Genomic DNA, 19,551 nt, shown 5'->3' with positions numbered 1-19,551 from the left:
GAACGTACGATCATGTAGTCAACAGTATCATCGTCTCATTTATTCCTACGGCTCTCTTCATAAACCTTGTTGAAATATACAGTTTTTATAAAACCTCATCATTGTAAACGTATAAAAGATGCTGGTTTATACGTGCTTATATATTAGAACGCAAAGCAACAACCATTGCGCAAACAGCCATTCCTAAAAAGAACGTCATAAAACGTATTTGTACCCTCATATTGATTTATTCTTCTCCGAATATATGTTGAGGAGATGTTGTAATTTCGTGTAATACTTTGTCACAAAAGAATATATGGTGGTTACTAACTAGTGTAAAATTAATTGTTTAATAGAGCTGCATTTTTAATTAAGTTAAAACAGTCCTTGTCGATTTATATGGTATTTTGTGACGATCTTACTAAGCTATAAGAATGATGTTGTTGGTAAATGTAACTATTTTGTTACTATTATTCTAGCATCTTTCATTATAATTTTATGAGGACTGACTACAAGTTGTCGAAAATAGTGCAATAGATAGGTAGCGTATCTCGACATTATCTGCTAAAATATGTAAGGTGGTGAACAAGATTAATAGCTTTGAAAGGAGTGTAAGGGGAGACAGCATGAAAAAAATAGTTTCATTAATTACGTCGTTAGTATTAATTATACAAATGCTTAGTTTTAGCATGATTACAGAAAGTGTACGTGCTGAAAGCTACTCACAAGATCTATTAGACCAGTTTCAAGTTTCACCTGGTGTCACATATAAAAATACGAAACTTCAATCATCATCTACTACACAGGTTGCTAATGTATTAGATATTCAATTGAATGACCCATTCACATCAATTGAAGTAGGAATTCCATCCCCTCTAAATAAATTAACTACTGTTTCAAGTAGTGCAAAAGCAAATAGTAGTGCAGAGCATCATGTAGTCGGGGCGATAAATGGTTCGTTCTATCATACTAGTAATGGTTTACCTGTATACATGATTGCTAAGGACAATCAAATTTATAATGGTGGCATGATTGCCTCTGGTAGAGATCAATATGTAAATGAAGCCATTGCATTTGGGATTTTAAGCAATGGGCAAGCAGAAATTGATCATTATAATGTAAATATAGCTCTTGAACATAACGGAACTACATATCAAGCAGACGGCATCAATCGTGGTCGTGGCTATGATGAGATGATTATCTATACGCCAAGTCATTCTAATGGATACACAGATACGAATGAATATGGAACGGAATTCATTGTTACTACAGACCAAGCATTAGAAGGGTTACCAAGCTTTGGTGATGTTTACAATGGTACAGTTCAATCCATCCGTAACTATGGGGATAATGCAAATACTCCTATTCCGAAAAATGGCTTTGTTCTTTCTATGACAGGGAAGTGGAATGAACAACTTAAACATGTAAAAGTAGGGGACCAGCTTCAAGTCTCTTTAAATATTGATTCGAAGTGGCAGGACTCAAAGTATATGTTAACGTCTGGACCTATGCTAGTGAAGGACGGCAAGCCGTACTTAACAATTGATGAAAACAGCTCCCGTGCAAAAGAAAAGGCACCCCGTTCAGCTGTTGCCATTGATAGTAGTAAAAACCGAGTGTTTTTTGTTACTGTTGATGGTAGACAATCTGGCTATAGTACAGGAATGAATCTTAAAGAATTCGCAGAGTATGTTGCGAGTCTTGGTGCAGATCGTGCCATCAACCTTGATGGTGGTGGATCAACGACGATGGTCGTTCGTGAGCATGGTGATCAATATGCATCAGTAGCAAATAAACCTTCGGATGGCAGAGAACGGGCAGTTTCAACTTCTCTTCACGTTGTAAGCTCAGCACCGAATGACACACCGAAATTTTTAGAACTCCATATGAAGGAGCAAGGGAAAATTGTTGAAGGTGCATCAGTCGAAGTAGTTTATGACTTTGTAATGGACAAATATTATAATCCATTATCCTTTGATTCTTCTAAACTTTCATTGCAGGTAACTAATAATCTCGGAAAGTTTGAAGGCATGAAGTTTATAGCAGAGAACAGTGGTACAGGAAAAATTATCGCTACGTATGAAGGTGCTGTGAAAGAACTTCCAATCACTGTAGTAGATACGATTGATAAATTAACAGTTTCACCTGATTCATTAGTCGTAGCTTCAGGTCAAACTGAGCAATTGAATTTACAAGCATTGGATTCAAATAATGACAAGCTCATTTATGATAGCAGTTTAGTTTCTTGGTCTGTAACAGAAGCAATAGGGACGATTTCAAACAGCGGATTGTTTACTGCAGCAGAGGCTGAAGGATCTGGAAAGATAACTGCAACGTTAGGAAAAACGTCAGTATCCGTACCAGTAACTGTGAACAATAAGCCGTTAAGCCTTGATAGCTTTGACGATGTTTCAAAATGGACTGCTGAAACGGCTCGAGCATCTGCCTCAATTGCAAAGAGCAGTGAATCAGAACCACGTCAAGAAGGTTCTGCATCTCTAAAACTAAGCTATGATTTTTCAGTTGGTGAGGAGGGAGTAGCAGCTGCTTATGTAACTGCGAAACAACCGATCAAAGTAGCAAGTAAACCATTAAAGCTTGGTCTTTGGGTTTACGGTGATGGAAAGAGTCATTGGTTACGTGGAAAAATTATTGATAGCGCGGGCAAGACCCATACGATTGATTTCACTACCGAAGGTGGCTTAACTTGGACAGGCTGGAAATACGTTGAAGCTGATATTCCACAAGATGTTCAAGCACCAATTGAGGTGAGTAAAGTTTATCTAGCCGAAGCTGTGGAAGATAAGCAAGACAGTGGTGAAATTTATTTTGACAAGCTACAAGCTGTTTACAGTGCATCGTATAATGAACAATTATTTTCAGATGTTCCAGAAGATAATTGGGCGAAAACTGAGATCGAATATTTAGCAAGCAAAGGGATTATTAACGGCTACCCTGATGGAAATTTCTTACCGTATAACAACCTAACTCGTGCTCATGCCGCAGTGCTGCTAGATAGAGCACTGAACCTTGACACAAGTAACATAACTAATCCTAACTTTAAGGATGTATCAACAGATCATCAATATTATAAAACGATTGCAGCAGTAGCAAATGCAGGGATTGTTAAAGGGAAAGAAGATGGCACATTTGATCCAGAGGGGACTTTGACTCGTGGCCAAATGGCGGCAATATTACAGCGTGCATATGATTTAGCTGGACAAGCAGCAGCTGACTTTAAGGATGTCCCTGCTGATCATTGGGCGTATAAAGAAATTTCTGCATTAGCAGCAAATGGTGTGACGACAGGGTATGAAGATCAAACTTTCAAGCCCAATAATTACGTCACTCGTGCACAATTCAGTGCATTTTTATACCGTATTTTAACAAAGTAAATCTACTTACGCGGGAGGAAGTTCTCGCAAAGGGTTTTTCAAAGAGGGTTCTTATGAGCAACGCGTGAACATTGATGTATTCGATAGAGCGTGTGAGGAACCCTCTTCAACTATTTAACAAGGCGTGGAACAACGATTGAGGACAAGCGTTTACCTTTCTTCTACGTCTTTTTTACATATTTACAATGTCCATATAAAAACATAGCAGACGCTAGCTTTATTTGTATAGCTGTTTGCTATAGAAAGGGTGTAACTCGTGGGGAAAAAACTATCTTTATGGATTTTAATGCTTTGCTTCTCTACATTTTTCCTCGGTGCTCAAGTCAATGCAGAGTCCGATCTTCGTGCGACTCAAAACACAGAGCCTATGACACAGGTTGATCCTGAAGATCCACCAGAGGACGAAGGGGGAGAAGAAACGGACGATCCTGTTGATGAGGAAGAGCAAGAAAAGGATGAAGAATCCGATGAGGACGCAGAGAATAATGAAGAATCTGACGAGGAAACAGCAGCAAATGATGAAGAAAATCCAGAAGGTTCTGATGAGGAAGAACCGGAAGGAAATAGTGATGATGAGGATGCAGATGAAGTAGCCACTGAGGATGATCCAACGGACGATCCAGAAAATGAAGGGGAACCTTCTGATGAAGAAAACAATGATCAGTCCGATGACACTGACCAGCCAACTTTTGAAGATTTCATTGATCAAGATCAAGTGTTTATCGATATTAATAATGACTATTGGGCTATGCCAAACATTCATTACTTAGTATCATTAGAGATTATCTCAGGCTATACTTTAGAAAACGATGACAAGCAATTTTTGCCAGAAAACAACGTAACCCGGGCACAGGCAGCTAAAATGATTATTGAAGCGTTAGGAGAAAGCCAGCTTGAGGTAGTAGATGCAACCTTTACTGATGTACCAACGAATCATTGGGCATCAGGGTATATCGAAAAGGCTGTGCAGCTTGGTGTTATTTCAGGATACGGTGATAAATATCAACCAAATGACACGTTGAAAAGGTCACAGATGAGTAAGATTATTACAGAGGCTTTTTCTCTACAGCAAACACAAGCGCAGCAACAAATCGATGCAGTATTTACGGACGTAGACGCTAATTATTGGGCATCTAATTACATATCGGCATTGTATTATCAAGGGATTTCAAACGGAAGTAATAATCAATTTAAACCGGAGAAAGCTGTGTCAAGAGCTGAGTTTTCGGTGTTCTTATCTAGAACATTAAATGAAAACTTTCGAATGACAGTCCCAAAACCAGAGCCAGAGCCAGCTCCAGACCCTGATAGTGAAACTGGAGAGTTAAAAGGTGTCGTTACTGTTGAGACCACATTAAATGTTCGTCAGTCGCCATCAACAGAAAGTGAAGTGGTTGGCAAGCTGTTGAATGGAGAAATCGTTGATGTAATGGACTTAAATGGCAATTGGGCACATATTCAATTTAACAATGAAACTGGATATGTACACAAAACATATTTGAAGCTGTTATCAACTGATAAAGGTAACATGATCGAAAATCGCATTATCGTCATTGATGCTGGACACGGTGGGAAAGATCCAGGAACGTCTGGCTATGATGAACAAGAAAAAAATATAAATCTTAAAGTTGCTAAATTAGTTGAGCAAAGACTTACCGAATTAGGGGCTCACGTCGTTATGACGAGAGATGATGATACGAAGCTAGAGCTTCAGGATCGCGTTGATATAGCGAAAGAAAATTATGCAGATATATTTGTTAGTATTCACACGAATTCGGCGTCCAATAACGATGCGAATGGTACTGAAACTTACTATAATACTTCTACGAATGAAAATGGAGCGGAAAGCAAGCTATTAGCTAGTGCTATACAATCTGAAATTGTGAAAATAGTTGGATCGGCTGATCGTGGTATTAAGGACAATGAATTGTATGTAGTTAAGCATAATGATATCCCAAGCGTTCTCGTTGAGCTGGGTTTTCTCTCAAACGAAGTAGATGCTGAATTGCTACTTGATGATAATGTTTTAGTGAAGTATGCAGATGGAATTGTTTCAGGAATTCAGTTATATTATCAATTATTTTAACACCAACATAGCAACGAGCTGTTTAGCTCGTTGTTTTCTTTAGGCTCTTTTCGTAAGCTTTGTTGTTATAGTTCCTAAACTAGTCGAAAGACGTCGTTTTACGCTATAGTCATCGTTTTTAGAAGAATAAATGACTATGTATAAGTAAGTTTTTTAGTGCAAAAAACAACAATCCATACGAGAACAGCCAAAATGTGAAGGGGTGCCACGAACATCGCTATACGTGTTGAAAGGATGAAAAATAACAATTAGTGCATTTAATAGACAACAATGACGCGTTCATTTTAACGAAGAGAAATCCCCATGCACATAGGATTTGATATAGCTACTCTTGTAAGAATTACTAGTTGATATCACCTTAATTCAAGAGAGCAACAGTTTTATTATGACATATGTATGGTATAATATTCGTGGTATTTTTAATAAGAAAAGGACGAATAGACATGAAAATTGGGATTGTGGGTAATTATGGGAATAACAATAACGGGGATGAAGCGATCCTGTTAGGTATTATTCAACAATTAACGACACATTTTGATGTAAATAGAAAAGATATTACGGTCTTTAGTGATAACCCAGATTTTACGAAGCAAAAATATGGAACGGAAGCAGCCTCGCTTTATTATAAAAAAGGGTCGGCTGTTAAAACATTATTACATACCGTGAAACATAATCGGAAAGTAATGAAAGGGTTAGATGTTGTCATCATTGGTGGTGGTGGCATTTTGATGGACTTATACAAGCGTGAGGCACCTTTGTTTGGAACGTACGGCTTATTAGGACGCTTTTATGGAGCTAAAGTGATTGTTTACGGATGTGGAGTAGGCCCATTGAATACGTCCATTGGTAGATTATTTATTAGACTTCTGACGAGAGTTGCTGATAGTGTATCGGTGCGTGATCCTCAGTCGAAGGAGCTACTTAGGAAAATTGGTGTTAAAAAGGACATCGATGTGATTGGTGACCCTGCTTTTTCCATCACTCCCGAAAAAACACACAAAAGCAGCGAGAAGATAAAAAAAATTGGTGTAACAAGCCTACCGTATTATAACTTAAAATATTGGCCTGAAGCTAATGATGAAAAATATGAAATGTATGTAAATGGAATGGCTCAAAATTTAGATGCGCTTATTGAAGAAAAAGGTGTAGATATTACGTTCTTTTCAACAAAATATCCACAGGATGTATGGATGACACAGGAAATTTATGACCGGATGAAATATAAAGATCATGCTACTGTCATTGATGATCATTTGCAACCGCATCAACTGATTAATGTATGTGCAGAACAGGATGTTGTCATCGGAACGAGACTTCATTCTATCATCTTCTCATATCTGGTAGAAACACCGTCCATTGGTGTAGCGTACCATCATAAGGTTGAGCATTTTATGAAGATGATTGATCAAGAAAAGGCTTGTATTCCAATAGATAACTTATCATCGAACGATACGATATTTTTGTCATCGGTAAATGAAATGGAACAGAATTGGAAACACACAGAAACACTTGTTAAGAAAATATCCGTTCAATTAAAGGAGAAAGCAGCACAAGGGTTAAAGCAATTTCATATGTTGCCGAGAAAAGAGGGTAAGTAAATGAAGAAAAAAGTACTTGTACTAAGTAATATGTACCCTAATGATGACGGCATAACTTTCGGTATCTTTGTGAAGAATCAGGTGGAAGCTCTGAGGAAGCAAGGATTAAATGTAGATGTCATTGCAATTGATGACCCAAGTAATCGCAAAGTGAACGTAATAATAAAATATTGTAAGTGGTTGCTGCAAGCATTGTGGACTTTACTAATAAAAGGAAGATCATATGATGTGGTTCATGCACATTATGTTTTTCCAACAGGGATTATTGGCTTGCTATTTCAAAAGATTCACCGTACGCCATTAATTGTTACTGCACATGGCGGTGATATAGATCGCATGGCTAAGAAGAATCCACGGATTCGAAGGTGGACACAAAAAATATTACAACGTGCTAATCATGTCATTGCGGTTGGACAAGGACTGTATGATGAGATACACGAGCAATATGGCGTTGAGAAGGACAAACTGTCGATCGTTAACATGGGTGTCAACAGAAAAGTCTTTGTCCCATACGAGAAACGAGCTGTCCGTCAACAACTTGGTTTGAAAGAGCATGAACGTCCACTTATTTTTGTCGGTAATATCATTCGTGAAAAAGGACTTATCGAACTGATTGAAGCATTTACTTTATTGAAAAAAGAACATAAGGATGCAGTCTTGTATGTAATCGGTCCAAGTCGTAACGAAAACTTTATGAATGAGTTACAACAGAAGGCTAGTGAACTACAGACAGCTGATATAAAATTTCTTGGTGCATTAACACAGCAGGAACTTGCTAAGTGGATGTCAGCTGGAGAGGTTTTTGTCTTACCATCTCATATGGAAGGGTTCGGTCTTGTAGCAGTTGAAGCGATGTCTTGTCACACGCCTGTAGTAGGTAGTGATGTTGGTGGTTTATCGTATTTGCTAGCAAATCAACATGGGATTTTAGTGCAGCCACAAAATGCAGATGCGCTTTATGAAGGAATTAATGCAGTTATGAGTGATGACCAACTTAAACAGCAATTAATTAACAATGGCGAGAAACGCGCAGAAGAAAATGACGAAGATACTCTTATCGATAAGCTAATAAGCATTTATCATAAAGGATGAAAGACATGAAGAATCAACTTTTTAAAGCGATTGGGATCGTTACGATTATTAATATAGTTGCTAGGCTTATTGGTTTTGCTAAAGATGCAGTAGTAGGTATGTTATTTAGTAAAACAGAAGCAGATGCTATATTTTTTGCCTATACGATTCCAAACCTCATTTACCTAGTTGTTGGTGGTGCAATAACCACAGCATTTATTTCAATTTATAGCAAATTACCGACGAAAGAAGAAAAAACAAAATTTCTAAATATCGTATTTTCTTATATGACGGTTATTTTTATTGCTTTAACCATATTGTTAATGATATTTGTCGATCCAATCCTTAAATTATCCTTTAGGCAGCTTTCTAGTGAAAGCTTTGAAATTACAAAAAATCTTTACTTATGGATGACTCCATCTACCGTTTTATTAGTACTATCAATATGGTTAAGTGGAGTATTAAATGTTCATAATCGATTTAGTTTATCGACATTTTCAACGTTACTATATAATTTAGTGTTTTTAATATTTGGAGTCGCCCTTATGCCGATACTCAGCTTTTATTCATACGGGTTTGGTGCGTTACTCGGTGCAGTCTTTATGCTTGTTGTGCTCATATACGGAATCAAAAAAGAAAAGATCCAATTTCGTTTTCAGTTTGCATATACAAATGAAATGAAGCGCTTAGTCAATATGACAGTTCCACTTATTTTAGGAGGGGCAGCGTTACAATTTTACATTTTTATTCAACGTATTTATGCTGCACGGTTCCCTGAATTTGATGGGTTAACGACACTGTTAAATAATGCTTCCAAGCTTACACAGTTCCCTCAAGCAGTATTAATGACAGCTGTTACGACTGTTATTTATCCGTTGCTGTCTAAAAAGGTAGCAGCGAATGAGATGGGTCAAATTGAAAGCTTATATCAAAGGGGTTTACGAGTACTTAGGCTGATGCTATTACCGATCACGGTGTTTGTCTATTTTTACGCACAAGATATTGTCACGATCGTTTTTGAATATGGAAAATTAACAGCAGACGACACAATATTGACCACTCCACTCGTGCAAATATTAGCCATTTCTATGTATGCTCTCGCATCAAGCGCATACGTAACGAGATTTTTCTATGCGATGGAAAATACATTTTTACCTGTTTTGATTAACGTTATTTCCGTATTTGGTGTAACAGTTCTCGCAACAAATATTCTTATCGACTATGAAGGCACTAATGCCATTGCTTGGGGAACGACAATAAGTGCTATTTCGAATTACATTTTACTCGTGATGTTTGGACGCTTCATCCTACGCTTAAAAGTGTATGGGAAAGAGATAATGCAAATTTGGAAAACGTGGATCTTTATTTTGATCTTAGGTACCATTACATACGTCTCTTCCATTTGGCTCTCATTTGCTTCTTCCTTCATCAACGTAGCAATCGGGTTAGTGATATTTGTAATCGTAGGTGCGCTCCTTATGAAATTATTGAAATTTCCTGAGCTTGAAATATTTACGCGTTACTTAAGAAGTAAGAGAAATAAGCAAGTTGTTGAATAATTGTGACGGGGGAGGGTTAAAGGATGCTTAATAAAAAAGGGTTTTTATTATGTACTATTACCGGCTTATTAATCACGTCTGCTTGTTCACAGGAGCAAAAAACATATGCAGGTAAAAATAACGAGGTAGCAACAGCAGAGTGGACGGAGCAAGAGCTAGGTGAAGTAGCTGCAATTACACAAAGCGTAGAAGATAAAGTTGCTTTACTTGAGAAAGAAGTAGAAGAACTTTTAATGAGTTCAGAACAGTCAACTGAACAGCCGGTCTTTAATGATGTGCAAGCTGATTATTGGGCTTTTGGGGAAGTTATGAAATTGTACAAGCAAGGAATTATTTCAGGCTACCCAGCTGAACAGCTCTTCAAACCTGAAAATACAATTACAAGGGCACAGGCAGCAAAGATGATTGTCATAGCACTTGACCTCCCACTATCTAAAACACCGTCCGTATTCAATGATGTAGAGCCAGGTAATTGGGCCGAACAGTTGATTATGACTGCTTTTGAACATGGGTTGATTGACGGTAACAACGGTTCGTTTATGCCAAATGAACCAATGCAAAGAAAACATATGGCTGTTGCATTACAAAAAGGCTTTCAATTACAGCCACTAGACGTTGCTTTTACAGAGTATGTGGATGTAACAAATGATAACAGTGATGGTGACATATATGACGCTATAAAGATTGTTACCCAGCACGGCATTGCGACAGGAAGCAATGGTTATTTTAACCCAAGTGAGCCAACGAAACGCTCTCAGTTTTCTGCATTTCTTGTACGAGCATTGGAAAGAGATTAAGTAGTAAATACACAAAAGGTGAAAACATCTAAAAAAATAGGGCAACATAAAGGAGACTTATTATCGTAAGTCTCCTTGTTTGTGACTATAGATGGATATTAAGCTTTTTTGGTGATCATCTGACTTCGATACCAATGTAATAATGCTTTAATATTTGGTCGTATGTATAGCCTGCTGATGCCATGCTTCGTGCACCCCACTGACTCATGCCTAGACCGTGGCCCCAACCGTCGCCTGAAAATTGATACGCTTGAGTAAATGTTGGATAAAGAGCTGTTGACGTTTTAGTTTTTAATGTAATGTTGTCGTCAACGATTGTCTCTGTCGCATTGTCTGCTGTTTGTAGCTCATAGCCGTAAAGGTTATCTACATGAGTTGTTGAGCCGTCTGCAACGATGATTTTTGCAGCTGCATCACCAGTAACGGTAAATTTGGAGCTCTTTAAGTACTCTCCGAAGATGGTGCGAAATCCATCAGAAGAGCTTGTAAATGTAGGCTTTAATGAAATGGAAGGTCTAGTATTCGTTTCATTGTCATATACAATGGCTTCCATTTGTTGTACTGCACCAGCTATACTTCTTTCAGTTACTTTTAAAGAGAGTAAGGTGTTTTGTGCATTACCAAATAGGCTGTTAGTTATCGTTGTAGCAGGGATGCTCATGCTCCAACCATAATGAGTGTTATCTGGATGTTGATCAAATGAATCCTCTACAGCTCGAATATAAGGAATAGGATTTGACCATATATCTTCACTATTTTCAGTATAACCACCACTACTAGCATGGAAAAATGCCTGAATAGGTTCGTTGTTATATGTTGCAAATATGCCATTTGTTTCAGCGATTGCTTGATTAGTCGTTGCTGCTTCGTTCGTTTTACCACGATAAACCTGACTTGCAACAGTCATGTTTAAATATTGTGATGTTTGCATTTGAGAGAACGCATAACTCCGTGCTGCTACAGCTTGTGCTTTTAGTGCTTCATATGGCCAATAAGATGGCATCTCACTAGGTACAACACCTTTGATATAATCTTCAATATGTAACGTGTTAACTAAGTTAGGTGCTTCTTCTGTTAGTAGAGGTGTAATTGAAAACGAACCACGATACTGAATAGGCATAGGTCCAGAGCTCGTCTGGATGTTAGATATTTCTACAGCATTTTGGTCATTTTGCTCTACTTCATAAAGTCCGTATCCAGAACTCGATTCGTAGGAGTCACCATTGGTTGTAGCAATGACTATACCATTCTGTTGCTCAAATATAATGTCTGTAGTATAAGGAATTGCCGATTGATCATCTAGGTTCACAAAATGATATGACCCAAATATTTTTGCTGAAAATGTTTTTTCTGGTAACAATTTCACCTTAATACTCGTCTCATAGAGTGGAGGTGATATACCTGCTGTCCCAGATCCGGCAGAGATTGTTGGGAGTAGAGCTATAAAAATGATTGACATGATAGCGATGGCTAATTTTTTCATCGTATGTACACCACCCTATCGTTATGAGTTATTTTCAAGCTTGTTTTTTAATTGATCTACTTGATCTTCAAGCTCTGTCACTCTTTGTTCTAAATTCTCTACCTTATCACTCAGTGGATTAATTTTTGACAAAACCCATTCTACACTTGCAATGACAGGCTCTGTATTGGCGGCAGTTTTAACTGTAAATATTGATAGTGCAAGCATACTAGTTACACAAATTGCTAGAATCGATTTCTTAGAGAATTTCATTTTTTTGTTTCCTCCTTGTAGATAATGGTCAAAAAATGAAAGATTTGCACGAATATTATTATAACAAAGAAATGGTGGCCTGCGTTTCGCTATTTTAGAGAATGCGATAGAAGTAGCAGGAAACTGTTAAAAATAGTTGCCTAGTATTCTATTTATCTTATAAAATAGTTATGATATAATGCAATTTGTATAACTAGAAAACAAGATAGCAAATATACTTAAATTTAGAATTAATTGTAAATTTTTATGTAAAAAAGAAGATAGTTTTGAATGAAATTGGGCAACATATATTACTAAGGAGGGTCTACATGATTTATTTGACCTCATTGATTTGTTTAATAATCTCCATATTGATTACGCCGCTTGTAAAGAAATTTGCGTATAAAATTGGAGCAACAGATCGTCCGAATCAGCGCAAAGTACATCAAAAAATCATGCCGCGTTTAGGTGGCTTAGCGATATATATAAGTTTTCTAATCGGTGTGTTGATTTTACGACCTCAAGATGAATTTCAATTAGCTATACTTATCGGTAGTGCCATTATTATCCTCACAGGTGTATTAGATGATGTATTTGAATTATCTGCGAAGATAAAATTAGGTGGACAGTTATTAGCTGCCGGTGTGGTTGTATTAGGTGGTGTACAAGTTGAATTTATCAACTTGCCATTCGGTGGTGAATTGCAATTTGGCTGGTTCAGTATACCGTTAACAATACTATGGATAGTCGGCATCACTAATGCCATTAATTTAATCGATGGCCTTGATGGCCTAGCAGCAGGAGTATCTGCTATCGCATTGATTACAATTACTGGAATGGCGATGATTAAAGGTGATATATTTGTTGTCAGTATTGGGTTAATTATGCTTGGAAGCATTATTGGCTTTCTATTCTATAATTTCCATCCGGCTAAAATATTTATGGGTGATACAGGAGCGTTATTCCTTGGTTACATGATAGCTGTTCTATCACTACTAGGATTTAAAAACGTTACATTTATCTCCTTGATTGTGCCAATCATTGTGTTAGGTGTACCGATTTCAGATACGTTCTTTGCGATCATTCGTCGAATTGTAAATAAAAAGCCGTTATCTGCACCTGATAAATCACATTTGCATCACTGCTTGTTACGACTAGGGTATAGTCACCGACAAACCGTTCTTGTTATTTACGGTATAAGTGCCATGTTTGGAGTTGCTGCTGTTATTTTCTCACAAGTAACGATATGGTATGCACTCGTCATTATTTCAGTGTTATTACTTGTCGTTGAGCTATTTGTTGAAAAGATCGGCTTAATTGGTGAAAATTATCGTCCACTAATTAATTTCATACGCGGCATTTTATATGCACCAAATGTAAAAAAATAATTAATGGAGGATGACAAATGATCTAACCCAATGAATTTGTTGGGCAGGATCATAGTCATCCTCCTTTTTTAGCACTATGGACAATGATTAACTTTATTTTAAGGGTGAGCAAGACTTCAAGGACTGACCTTCAGTTTGTGATAGATGTGAGATGTTTGTACATCCCACTTCTCTTAACATGAATGAATATGTGCTACTATAGCATTGAAATGGGAGTGAAGTGGACGAATGACAAACGGTCTCATCAACTCCTGTATCTTTCCCAACACTTTTAATGCAGCAAAGCATATATTTTGAACTAAAGGAGAGTTTTAAACCAAGAGACTCTAGCTCAAAAATAAAACAGCTCTACTCGTCAAATATAGACGAATAGAGCTGTGTTTCTTAATTATGCTCGGATGTTTGTTGCTCGTTGTTTACAACCGAATCATTTGCCGTATGATCTGCATTCACATTTAAATGTGTTTTTAATTCTTGCTTAATATTTTCTAATTGTTGTTCATCTAGATCGTAATAATAAATGCCGTCAATCATTGCATTACTACCTTGCAATTGGAGATTATCAATTGTAAAGCTTGATGTCGCATAATCATAGAAAGAAATCATCTCGTCAAAGGTAAGGTTTGTTTTAATGTTGTTACCAAGTGCTTCGATGATTGCACTATATTTAGTAACAGAACCTAATGAAGCTGCTTTTTCAGCAATTGCTTTCATCACGAGCTGCTGGCGTTCACCACGCATTAAGTCAGAATCTATTTTTCTCGTTCTGGCTAAAGCAAGTGCTTCTTCACCGTCAAGTGTTTGTAGCCCTTGTTCAAGATAAATGGCTCCTTTACGATCTTGACTGTCCTGCTCAGAAAACGTAATTGGAACATCGACTTCAATTCCATCAAGTGCGTCGACTAAATCAACGAATGCGTTGAAATTCAATTTAACAAAGTAATCAACTGGAATATCAAGTAAGTTTTCAACTGTCTCAACTGCACCGTCAGTTCCACCGAAAGCATGGGCGTGATTTATTTTGTCATTATACCCTACTGAAGGGATATAAACATATGAATCTCTCGGCATACTTAATAGTTTTACAGACTTTTCTTCCTCATTAAATGTAGCTAGTAATAAAGCATCTGTTCTACTATTACCACTACCTCTTGCTTCACTATCATCTACACCCATAAATAGAATTGAAATATTATCTGCTTTTGGGTGTACGACTTCTTCGCGTTTTTCTGATTTTTCGCCTCTGACTAATTCCTCATTTGCCTCATTGGCAGCTGATTGTGCCTGGTTTAATAAAATGGAACCGTATGTTGTCACGCCTAATATAATGGCTAATAATGGGATCGTAAATAAATAAATTATTCTTCTTCGCTTCTTTTTACGATGCTTTAACTTAAGATAGCGTCTATCATTATTCATAGCATTCTACTCCTTTAAGTTTTAAAGATTGTTCGAATAGGCACAAACAAAGTTTAGTAAAAGAGCCACTATTTAAAATGATGGTGGCTACTGTTGAACTCAAAAAAAGTATAACAGCTTCCATTGTACCTTTTTTTATAAGTCTCGTAAATGGGGAAATTTAGTAAAATGAAAGCTAATATTATTCATAACGAACTAAAATGCCTTACTTCTAGGTGCTGTTAGTGGCTTAATGTGTTTCCATCTGGTTGAACAAAACATAAGCCACTATATCTAGTATAACATGTTAGTGGCTGGTGCTAATATCCAATAATTAGGATGTTGTTGAACTGTAGAAATAAATGCTTTATTGTTCGTTATTAGAGCTTTCATTGTTAGGAGGCTCAACGTCTTCTAGGTGATCTTGCAGTTCTTTTTTAACTTCTTCTAAATAAGCTTCATCTAATTCGAAAATATATGCTGCTCCAGCTGTTGAATCATACCCTTGTAGCTGTAGCGTCTCAATTGTGAGATCAGGCGTGGCATATTTGTATAATGAAGTGATTTCAGAGAAAGTAGCAAAATTATGTTTTAAGTTGTCTCCAAGTGCTTCAATCATCGTGCCATACTTCGTAATCGAACCGAGTGAAGCGGCTTTATCAATAATCGCCTCAATAATAAGCTGTTGACGTTTACCACGTTCAAAATCATTATCAAGCTTCCTTACTCGTGCTAACGCAAGTGCTTCCTCACCAGTTAATGTTTGCAGGCCTTTTTCTATATAAATGCTATTAAGTCGATCCTGACTATCTTGTTCAGAAAATGTAATTGGTACATCAACTTCAATACCACCAAGTGCATCAACAATGGCAACAAATGCATTAAAATCCAATTTAATATAGCGGTCAATCGGTAGATCAAGAAGCTGTGAAACAGTTTCAATGGTTGCTTGAGTTCCGCCATTATTGGAATGTGTGATTTTGTCTTTACTATCCTTATAAGGAATATATACATAGGAATCACGTGGGATATGTAAAAGCTTCACAGATTTTTTTTCTTCATTAAATGTAGCAAGAAGTAATGCATCTACATTATTTGCATCAACCCTCGTTTCACTATTTTCTATGCCCATAATTAACAACGAAAAGTTATCTTTTTTCTTTATAATCGCTTCTTGTACTGGTGGACTAGATGTATCCTCATTAGTCGGAACCTCTCGTGAATTTTCAAATGCATTTTGAGCTTTTATATATAAATTTGCACCATATGCAGTGGCAGCTATGATGATAATGAGCACTGGAATGATGAAGATAATAAGCCTCTTGCGTCGTTTTGATATAACCTTTCCTGATTTATTGTCCTGATTGTCTTTCATTCCCTCACCCTTCTTCGTTTCGTGTAATTCCTTATATTGTAACGGTCTCCTCTAAATATGTGCTTATGCCTTCAGAGATGACGGCTTTACCGTTCGTTAAATCTGTCATCCATTCAATAAATTGTTGTTTATGCTCTTCTTCTACATATACCTCAATATCGACATCTTCTAAATAGTGAATTTCTTTTAGTTTGTATATTGAAGAACGCAGCTCATTTTCGAGCTTCCCGAGCCAATTATAATCAATTTTGGTGTGCATCACACGCATCAGCGTTCTTTCGACAATACCCGTCGCTTGAAGCCCCTCAGATACAGCCTTCCCATAAGCTCTAACAAGCCCCCCTGCACCTAGCTTAATTCCACCAAAATAACGAGTGACAACGACGACGGTATCTTTTAGGCCTTTCTTCTTTAGCACTTCTAGCATCGGTACACCTGCCGTGCCACTAGGCTCGCCGTCATCATTTGCTTTTTGAATTTGGTCTCTTTCACCAATTAAGTATGCAGAACAATTATGAGAAGCATTCCAATATTGCTTCTTAATATCAAGTATATATTGTTGTGCTTCTGCATCAGTCGTTACTCGCTTTACGTGACAGATGAAGCGGGATTTTTGAATCGTAATTTCATGTTCTCCATTTCCCTTTACGGTATAATACTTTTGTAACAAACTGATAACCCTCCTGATTATACTTCTCGATCAAACTTTCGCCATTCTTTTAAATGTCGTTCTTTTTCGTTATAATTCTCCATATATATTATAAAACGACAAAAATTTTACAGCAAATAGTTTTCCGCAATATTTACATTAATGGAGCAAAGTCTGTTTTGCAAATAAATACTGTACATATTCTTTATTTTTGTAAATTCATTTCGCTTTTTAGGTTGTCGATATGAAATAGGTACTATTAACTATATCGCTTCCAATTTGTATGAATTTTTTAAAAAATATCGACAAAAATAGCGAATTTTGTCGACGCTTAAATGGGAAAATATACTTGTTTGCTCCATGATATAATTAAAAGCAAGAACCTTCTTAAATCACTGTAGATTGAAATTTATACATATATTGCAATAATCATGAAAAATTTGTCTAAGGTCGATTGCTAATATAAAGCCCAACAATATATAAAGGAGGCAAAATGACAAAGAAATTCAATACATTAGCATTAGATAATATTCTAAAAAAAATGATAGAAACTGTCGATAGTAGCAAAGGGGAAATTTTCCAAATAAGTGAGCAATCGCGTACGGAATACGAAAAATTAAATGAAGAACTTTTAAAGACAAAAATTCTAGTAAATGACGTGATTGATGAAGGTGACAAGTTAGATACTCATGAAAAGTTTGCAAGGCAACGACTTGTAGAGGTGAGTAGACATTTTGATCAATATAGTGAGAGCCAAGTTCGCGGTGCTTACGAGCAAGCACACGCGCTACAAATGAATTTATCAATGGTTCGAGAACGCGAGAAACAGCTTAGAGATCGTCGTGATGACCTTGAAAGAAGAATATTAGCATTATCGGAAACGATTGAGCGTGCAGACCATTTAATGGGACAAATTTCAGTCGTTCTCAATTATTTAAACAGTGATTTTCGACAAGTTGGAGAATTGCTTGAAGATGCCATTCAAAAACAAGATTTTGGTTTGAGAATTATTGAGGGGCAAGAGGAAGAGCGGAAAAGGCTATCACGTGAAATTCATGATGGACCTGCTCAAATGCTCGCAAATGTTATGATGAGATCAGAGTTAATAGACCGATTGTACCGTGAACGTGGAGCAGAGGAAGCATTTAAAGAGATACGTGATTTACGGACGATGGTACGCTCCACTCTCTCTGAAGTAAGAAGAATTATTTATGATCTACGTCCGATGGCTCTAGATGACTTAGGGCTAATCCCGACCTTAAAAAAATATTTGTCAACAGTTGAAGAATATAATCAAGTAGTCATTCTATTTCTAAGTATTAGAAAGGAAAAAAGATTACCTGCTCGATTAGAGGTAGCGCTTTTCCGCCTAGCGCAGGAATCAGTACAAAATGCCATTAAGCATGCTGATTCAAGTAAAATTCAGGTGAAAATTGAAATTGGAGTGAATAATGTTATACTGGTCATTAAAGATGATGGTAAAGGATTCAACATCCATGAAAAAAAAGAAAATGCTTTTGGACTTATAGGAATGAATGAGAGAGTAGACTTATTAGAAGGTGAAATGACAGTAGATTCCAAAGTGGGTGTAGGTACGGTAATTATGATAAGAATCCCAATTCCTGTTTAATGATCATTCAAGACGTAGTGGCAGGTGTGGTAGGGTAATTTCAAATAATCAAATGTAATAAAAGGAAAAGACATAGAGTAATACGCATGTAAATGCAGTAAAAATACTATTATTTCTTACCGGTAGAGGATTAAGCTATTAATAAATATAGTAACGTAGTTCTTAGTAGCCTTGAAAAGTATGGGGAGGATTACATTGAATACTAAAATAGTTATTATTGATGATCATCAATTATTTCGAGAAGGTGTAAAAAGGATTTTAGATTTTGAGGAGAGCTTTGAAGTAGTTGCGGAAGGTAGTGACGGAAACGAAGCTTTACAACTTGAAAAAACATTTAATCCTGATGTTATATTAATGGATATAAATATGCCAATTGTAAATGGTGTTGAAGCGACAAGATTACTAATAGAAGAAAATAGTGAAGCTAAGGTCATCATTCTTTCGATTCACGATGATGAAAACTATGTTATGCATGCTTTGAAGACTGGTGCTAGAGGCTATTTGTTGAAAGAAATGGATGCGGATGCATTAGTTGAAGCGATAAAAGTTGTAGCAAATGGAGGCTCATATTTACATCCAAAGGTTACGCATAATCTTGTAAATGAATTCCGACGTTTAGCTGATGGTGGACAAACGAATATGGGAAATGCCATTGAAAAAACTGAAATAAGAAGACCACTTCATATCCTTACTAGACGTGAATGTGAAGTGTTACAGCTATTAGCAGACGGAAAGAGCAACCGTGGAGTCGGTGAAGCATTATATATTAGTGAAAAAACAGTTAAAAACCATGTAAGTAATATTTTGCAAAAGATGAGTGTCAATGATCGTACTCAAGCAGTTGTAGTTGCCATTAAAAATGGTTGGGTGGAAGTACGATAAATGATGTAGCATCTCACCTTATGATTGTGT

At 36.8% G+C, this 19,551-nt stretch carries 14 protein-coding genes; 9 read left to right on the top strand and 5 right to left on the bottom strand.

Translation table 11 applies throughout. The features are described 5' to 3' along the window. Positions 1-605: 605 nt before the first annotated feature. The 6 genes from JM172_RS03805 (at position 606) to JM172_RS03780 (ending at position 10,485) form a co-directional block, all read left to right on the top strand. Positions 606-3,374 (top strand): S-layer homology domain-containing protein, encoded by a 2,769-nt coding sequence (locus JM172_RS03805; RefSeq protein ID WP_214480766.1) that lies wholly within the window; start codon positions 606-608, stop codon positions 3,372-3,374. A 256-nt stretch (positions 3,375-3,630) separates the two neighbouring features. After that, positions 3,631-5,460 (top strand): N-acetylmuramoyl-L-alanine amidase, encoded by a 1,830-nt coding sequence (locus JM172_RS03800; RefSeq protein ID WP_214480765.1) that lies wholly within the window; start codon positions 3,631-3,633, stop codon positions 5,458-5,460. Positions 5,461-5,903: 443 nt separating this feature from the next. After that, entirely contained in the window at positions 5,904-7,058 is a 1,155-nt protein-coding gene (locus tag JM172_RS03795) for a polysaccharide pyruvyl transferase family protein (protein ID WP_214480764.1), read from the top strand. After that, positions 7,059-8,150: a glycosyltransferase family 4 protein gene (locus JM172_RS03790; protein WP_214480763.1), complete on the top strand. Its 1,092-nt coding sequence runs from the start codon at positions 7,059-7,061 to the stop codon at positions 8,148-8,150. A 5-nt stretch (positions 8,151-8,155) separates the two neighbouring features. Beyond that, on the top strand, positions 8,156-9,688 hold the full coding sequence (gene murJ, locus JM172_RS03785; protein ID WP_214480762.1) for a murein biosynthesis integral membrane protein MurJ: 1,533 nt from the start codon (positions 8,156-8,158) through the stop codon (positions 9,686-9,688). Between the two features lie 23 nt (positions 9,689-9,711). After that, a complete protein-coding gene (locus JM172_RS03780) occupies positions 9,712-10,485 on the top strand; it encodes an S-layer homology domain-containing protein (protein ID WP_214480761.1) in 774 nt (257 codons plus the stop codon). Positions 10,486-10,600: 115 nt separating this feature from the next. On the opposite strand, the gene JM172_RS03775 is transcribed toward JM172_RS03780, so the two are convergent. Together JM172_RS03775 and JM172_RS03770 are read right to left on the bottom strand one after the other, a co-directional pair. Then, a complete protein-coding gene (locus tag JM172_RS03775; RefSeq protein ID WP_214480760.1) occupies positions 10,601-11,968 on the bottom strand; it encodes a SpoIID/LytB domain-containing protein in 1,368 nt (455 codons plus the stop codon). A gap of 21 nt (positions 11,969-11,989) precedes the next feature. Further along, positions 11,990-12,220 (bottom strand): hypothetical protein, encoded by a 231-nt coding sequence (locus tag JM172_RS03770; RefSeq protein WP_214480759.1) that lies wholly within the window; start codon positions 12,218-12,220, stop codon positions 11,990-11,992. A gap of 308 nt (positions 12,221-12,528) precedes the next feature. Between JM172_RS03770 and JM172_RS03765 the strand changes: the two genes are divergently transcribed. Continuing rightward, the gene (locus tag JM172_RS03765) at positions 12,529-13,587 is read left to right on the top strand and encodes a glycosyltransferase family 4 protein (protein WP_214480758.1); all 1,059 of its coding nucleotides are present in this window, start codon (positions 12,529-12,531) and stop codon (positions 13,585-13,587) included. A gap of 384 nt (positions 13,588-13,971) precedes the next feature. Here the strand turns inward: JM172_RS03765 and JM172_RS03760 are convergent, their stop codons facing one another. From JM172_RS03760 to JM172_RS03750, 3 genes are all read right to left on the bottom strand, one after another. Next, positions 13,972-15,006 carry an LCP family protein gene (locus JM172_RS03760; RefSeq protein ID WP_214480757.1) on the bottom strand — a complete coding sequence of 345 codons (1,035 nt, stop codon included), beginning with the start codon at positions 15,004-15,006 and terminating at the stop codon, positions 13,972-13,974. Positions 15,007-15,352: 346 nt separating this feature from the next. Then, positions 15,353-16,360, bottom strand: coding sequence for an LCP family protein (locus JM172_RS03755; RefSeq protein ID WP_214480756.1), 1,008 nt, complete (start codon positions 16,358-16,360; stop codon positions 15,353-15,355). A 31-nt stretch (positions 16,361-16,391) separates the two neighbouring features. Beyond that, positions 16,392-17,030, bottom strand: a complete 639-nt coding sequence (locus JM172_RS03750) for a YigZ family protein (protein ID WP_214480755.1) — start codon at positions 17,028-17,030, stop codon at positions 16,392-16,394. Between the two features lie 472 nt (positions 17,031-17,502). Between JM172_RS03750 and JM172_RS03745 the strand changes: the two genes are divergently transcribed. Further along, positions 17,503-18,639 (top strand): sensor histidine kinase, encoded by a 1,137-nt coding sequence (locus tag JM172_RS03745; protein WP_214480754.1) that lies wholly within the window; start codon positions 17,503-17,505, stop codon positions 18,637-18,639. Between the two features lie 195 nt (positions 18,640-18,834). Continuing rightward, the gene (locus tag JM172_RS03740) at positions 18,835-19,521 is read left to right on the top strand and encodes a response regulator (RefSeq protein WP_250886504.1); all 687 of its coding nucleotides are present in this window, start codon (positions 18,835-18,837) and stop codon (positions 19,519-19,521) included. The last annotated feature ends 30 nt before the right edge of the window (positions 19,522-19,551 follow it).

This window comes from Bacillus sp. SM2101, assembly GCF_018588585.1.
GTDB classification, from domain to species: Bacteria; Bacillota; Bacilli; order Bacillales; family SM2101; genus Nanhaiella; species Nanhaiella sioensis.
The sequence above is the reverse complement of the archived record's forward strand: the minus strand, read 5'-3'. Positions and strand labels throughout refer to the sequence as shown.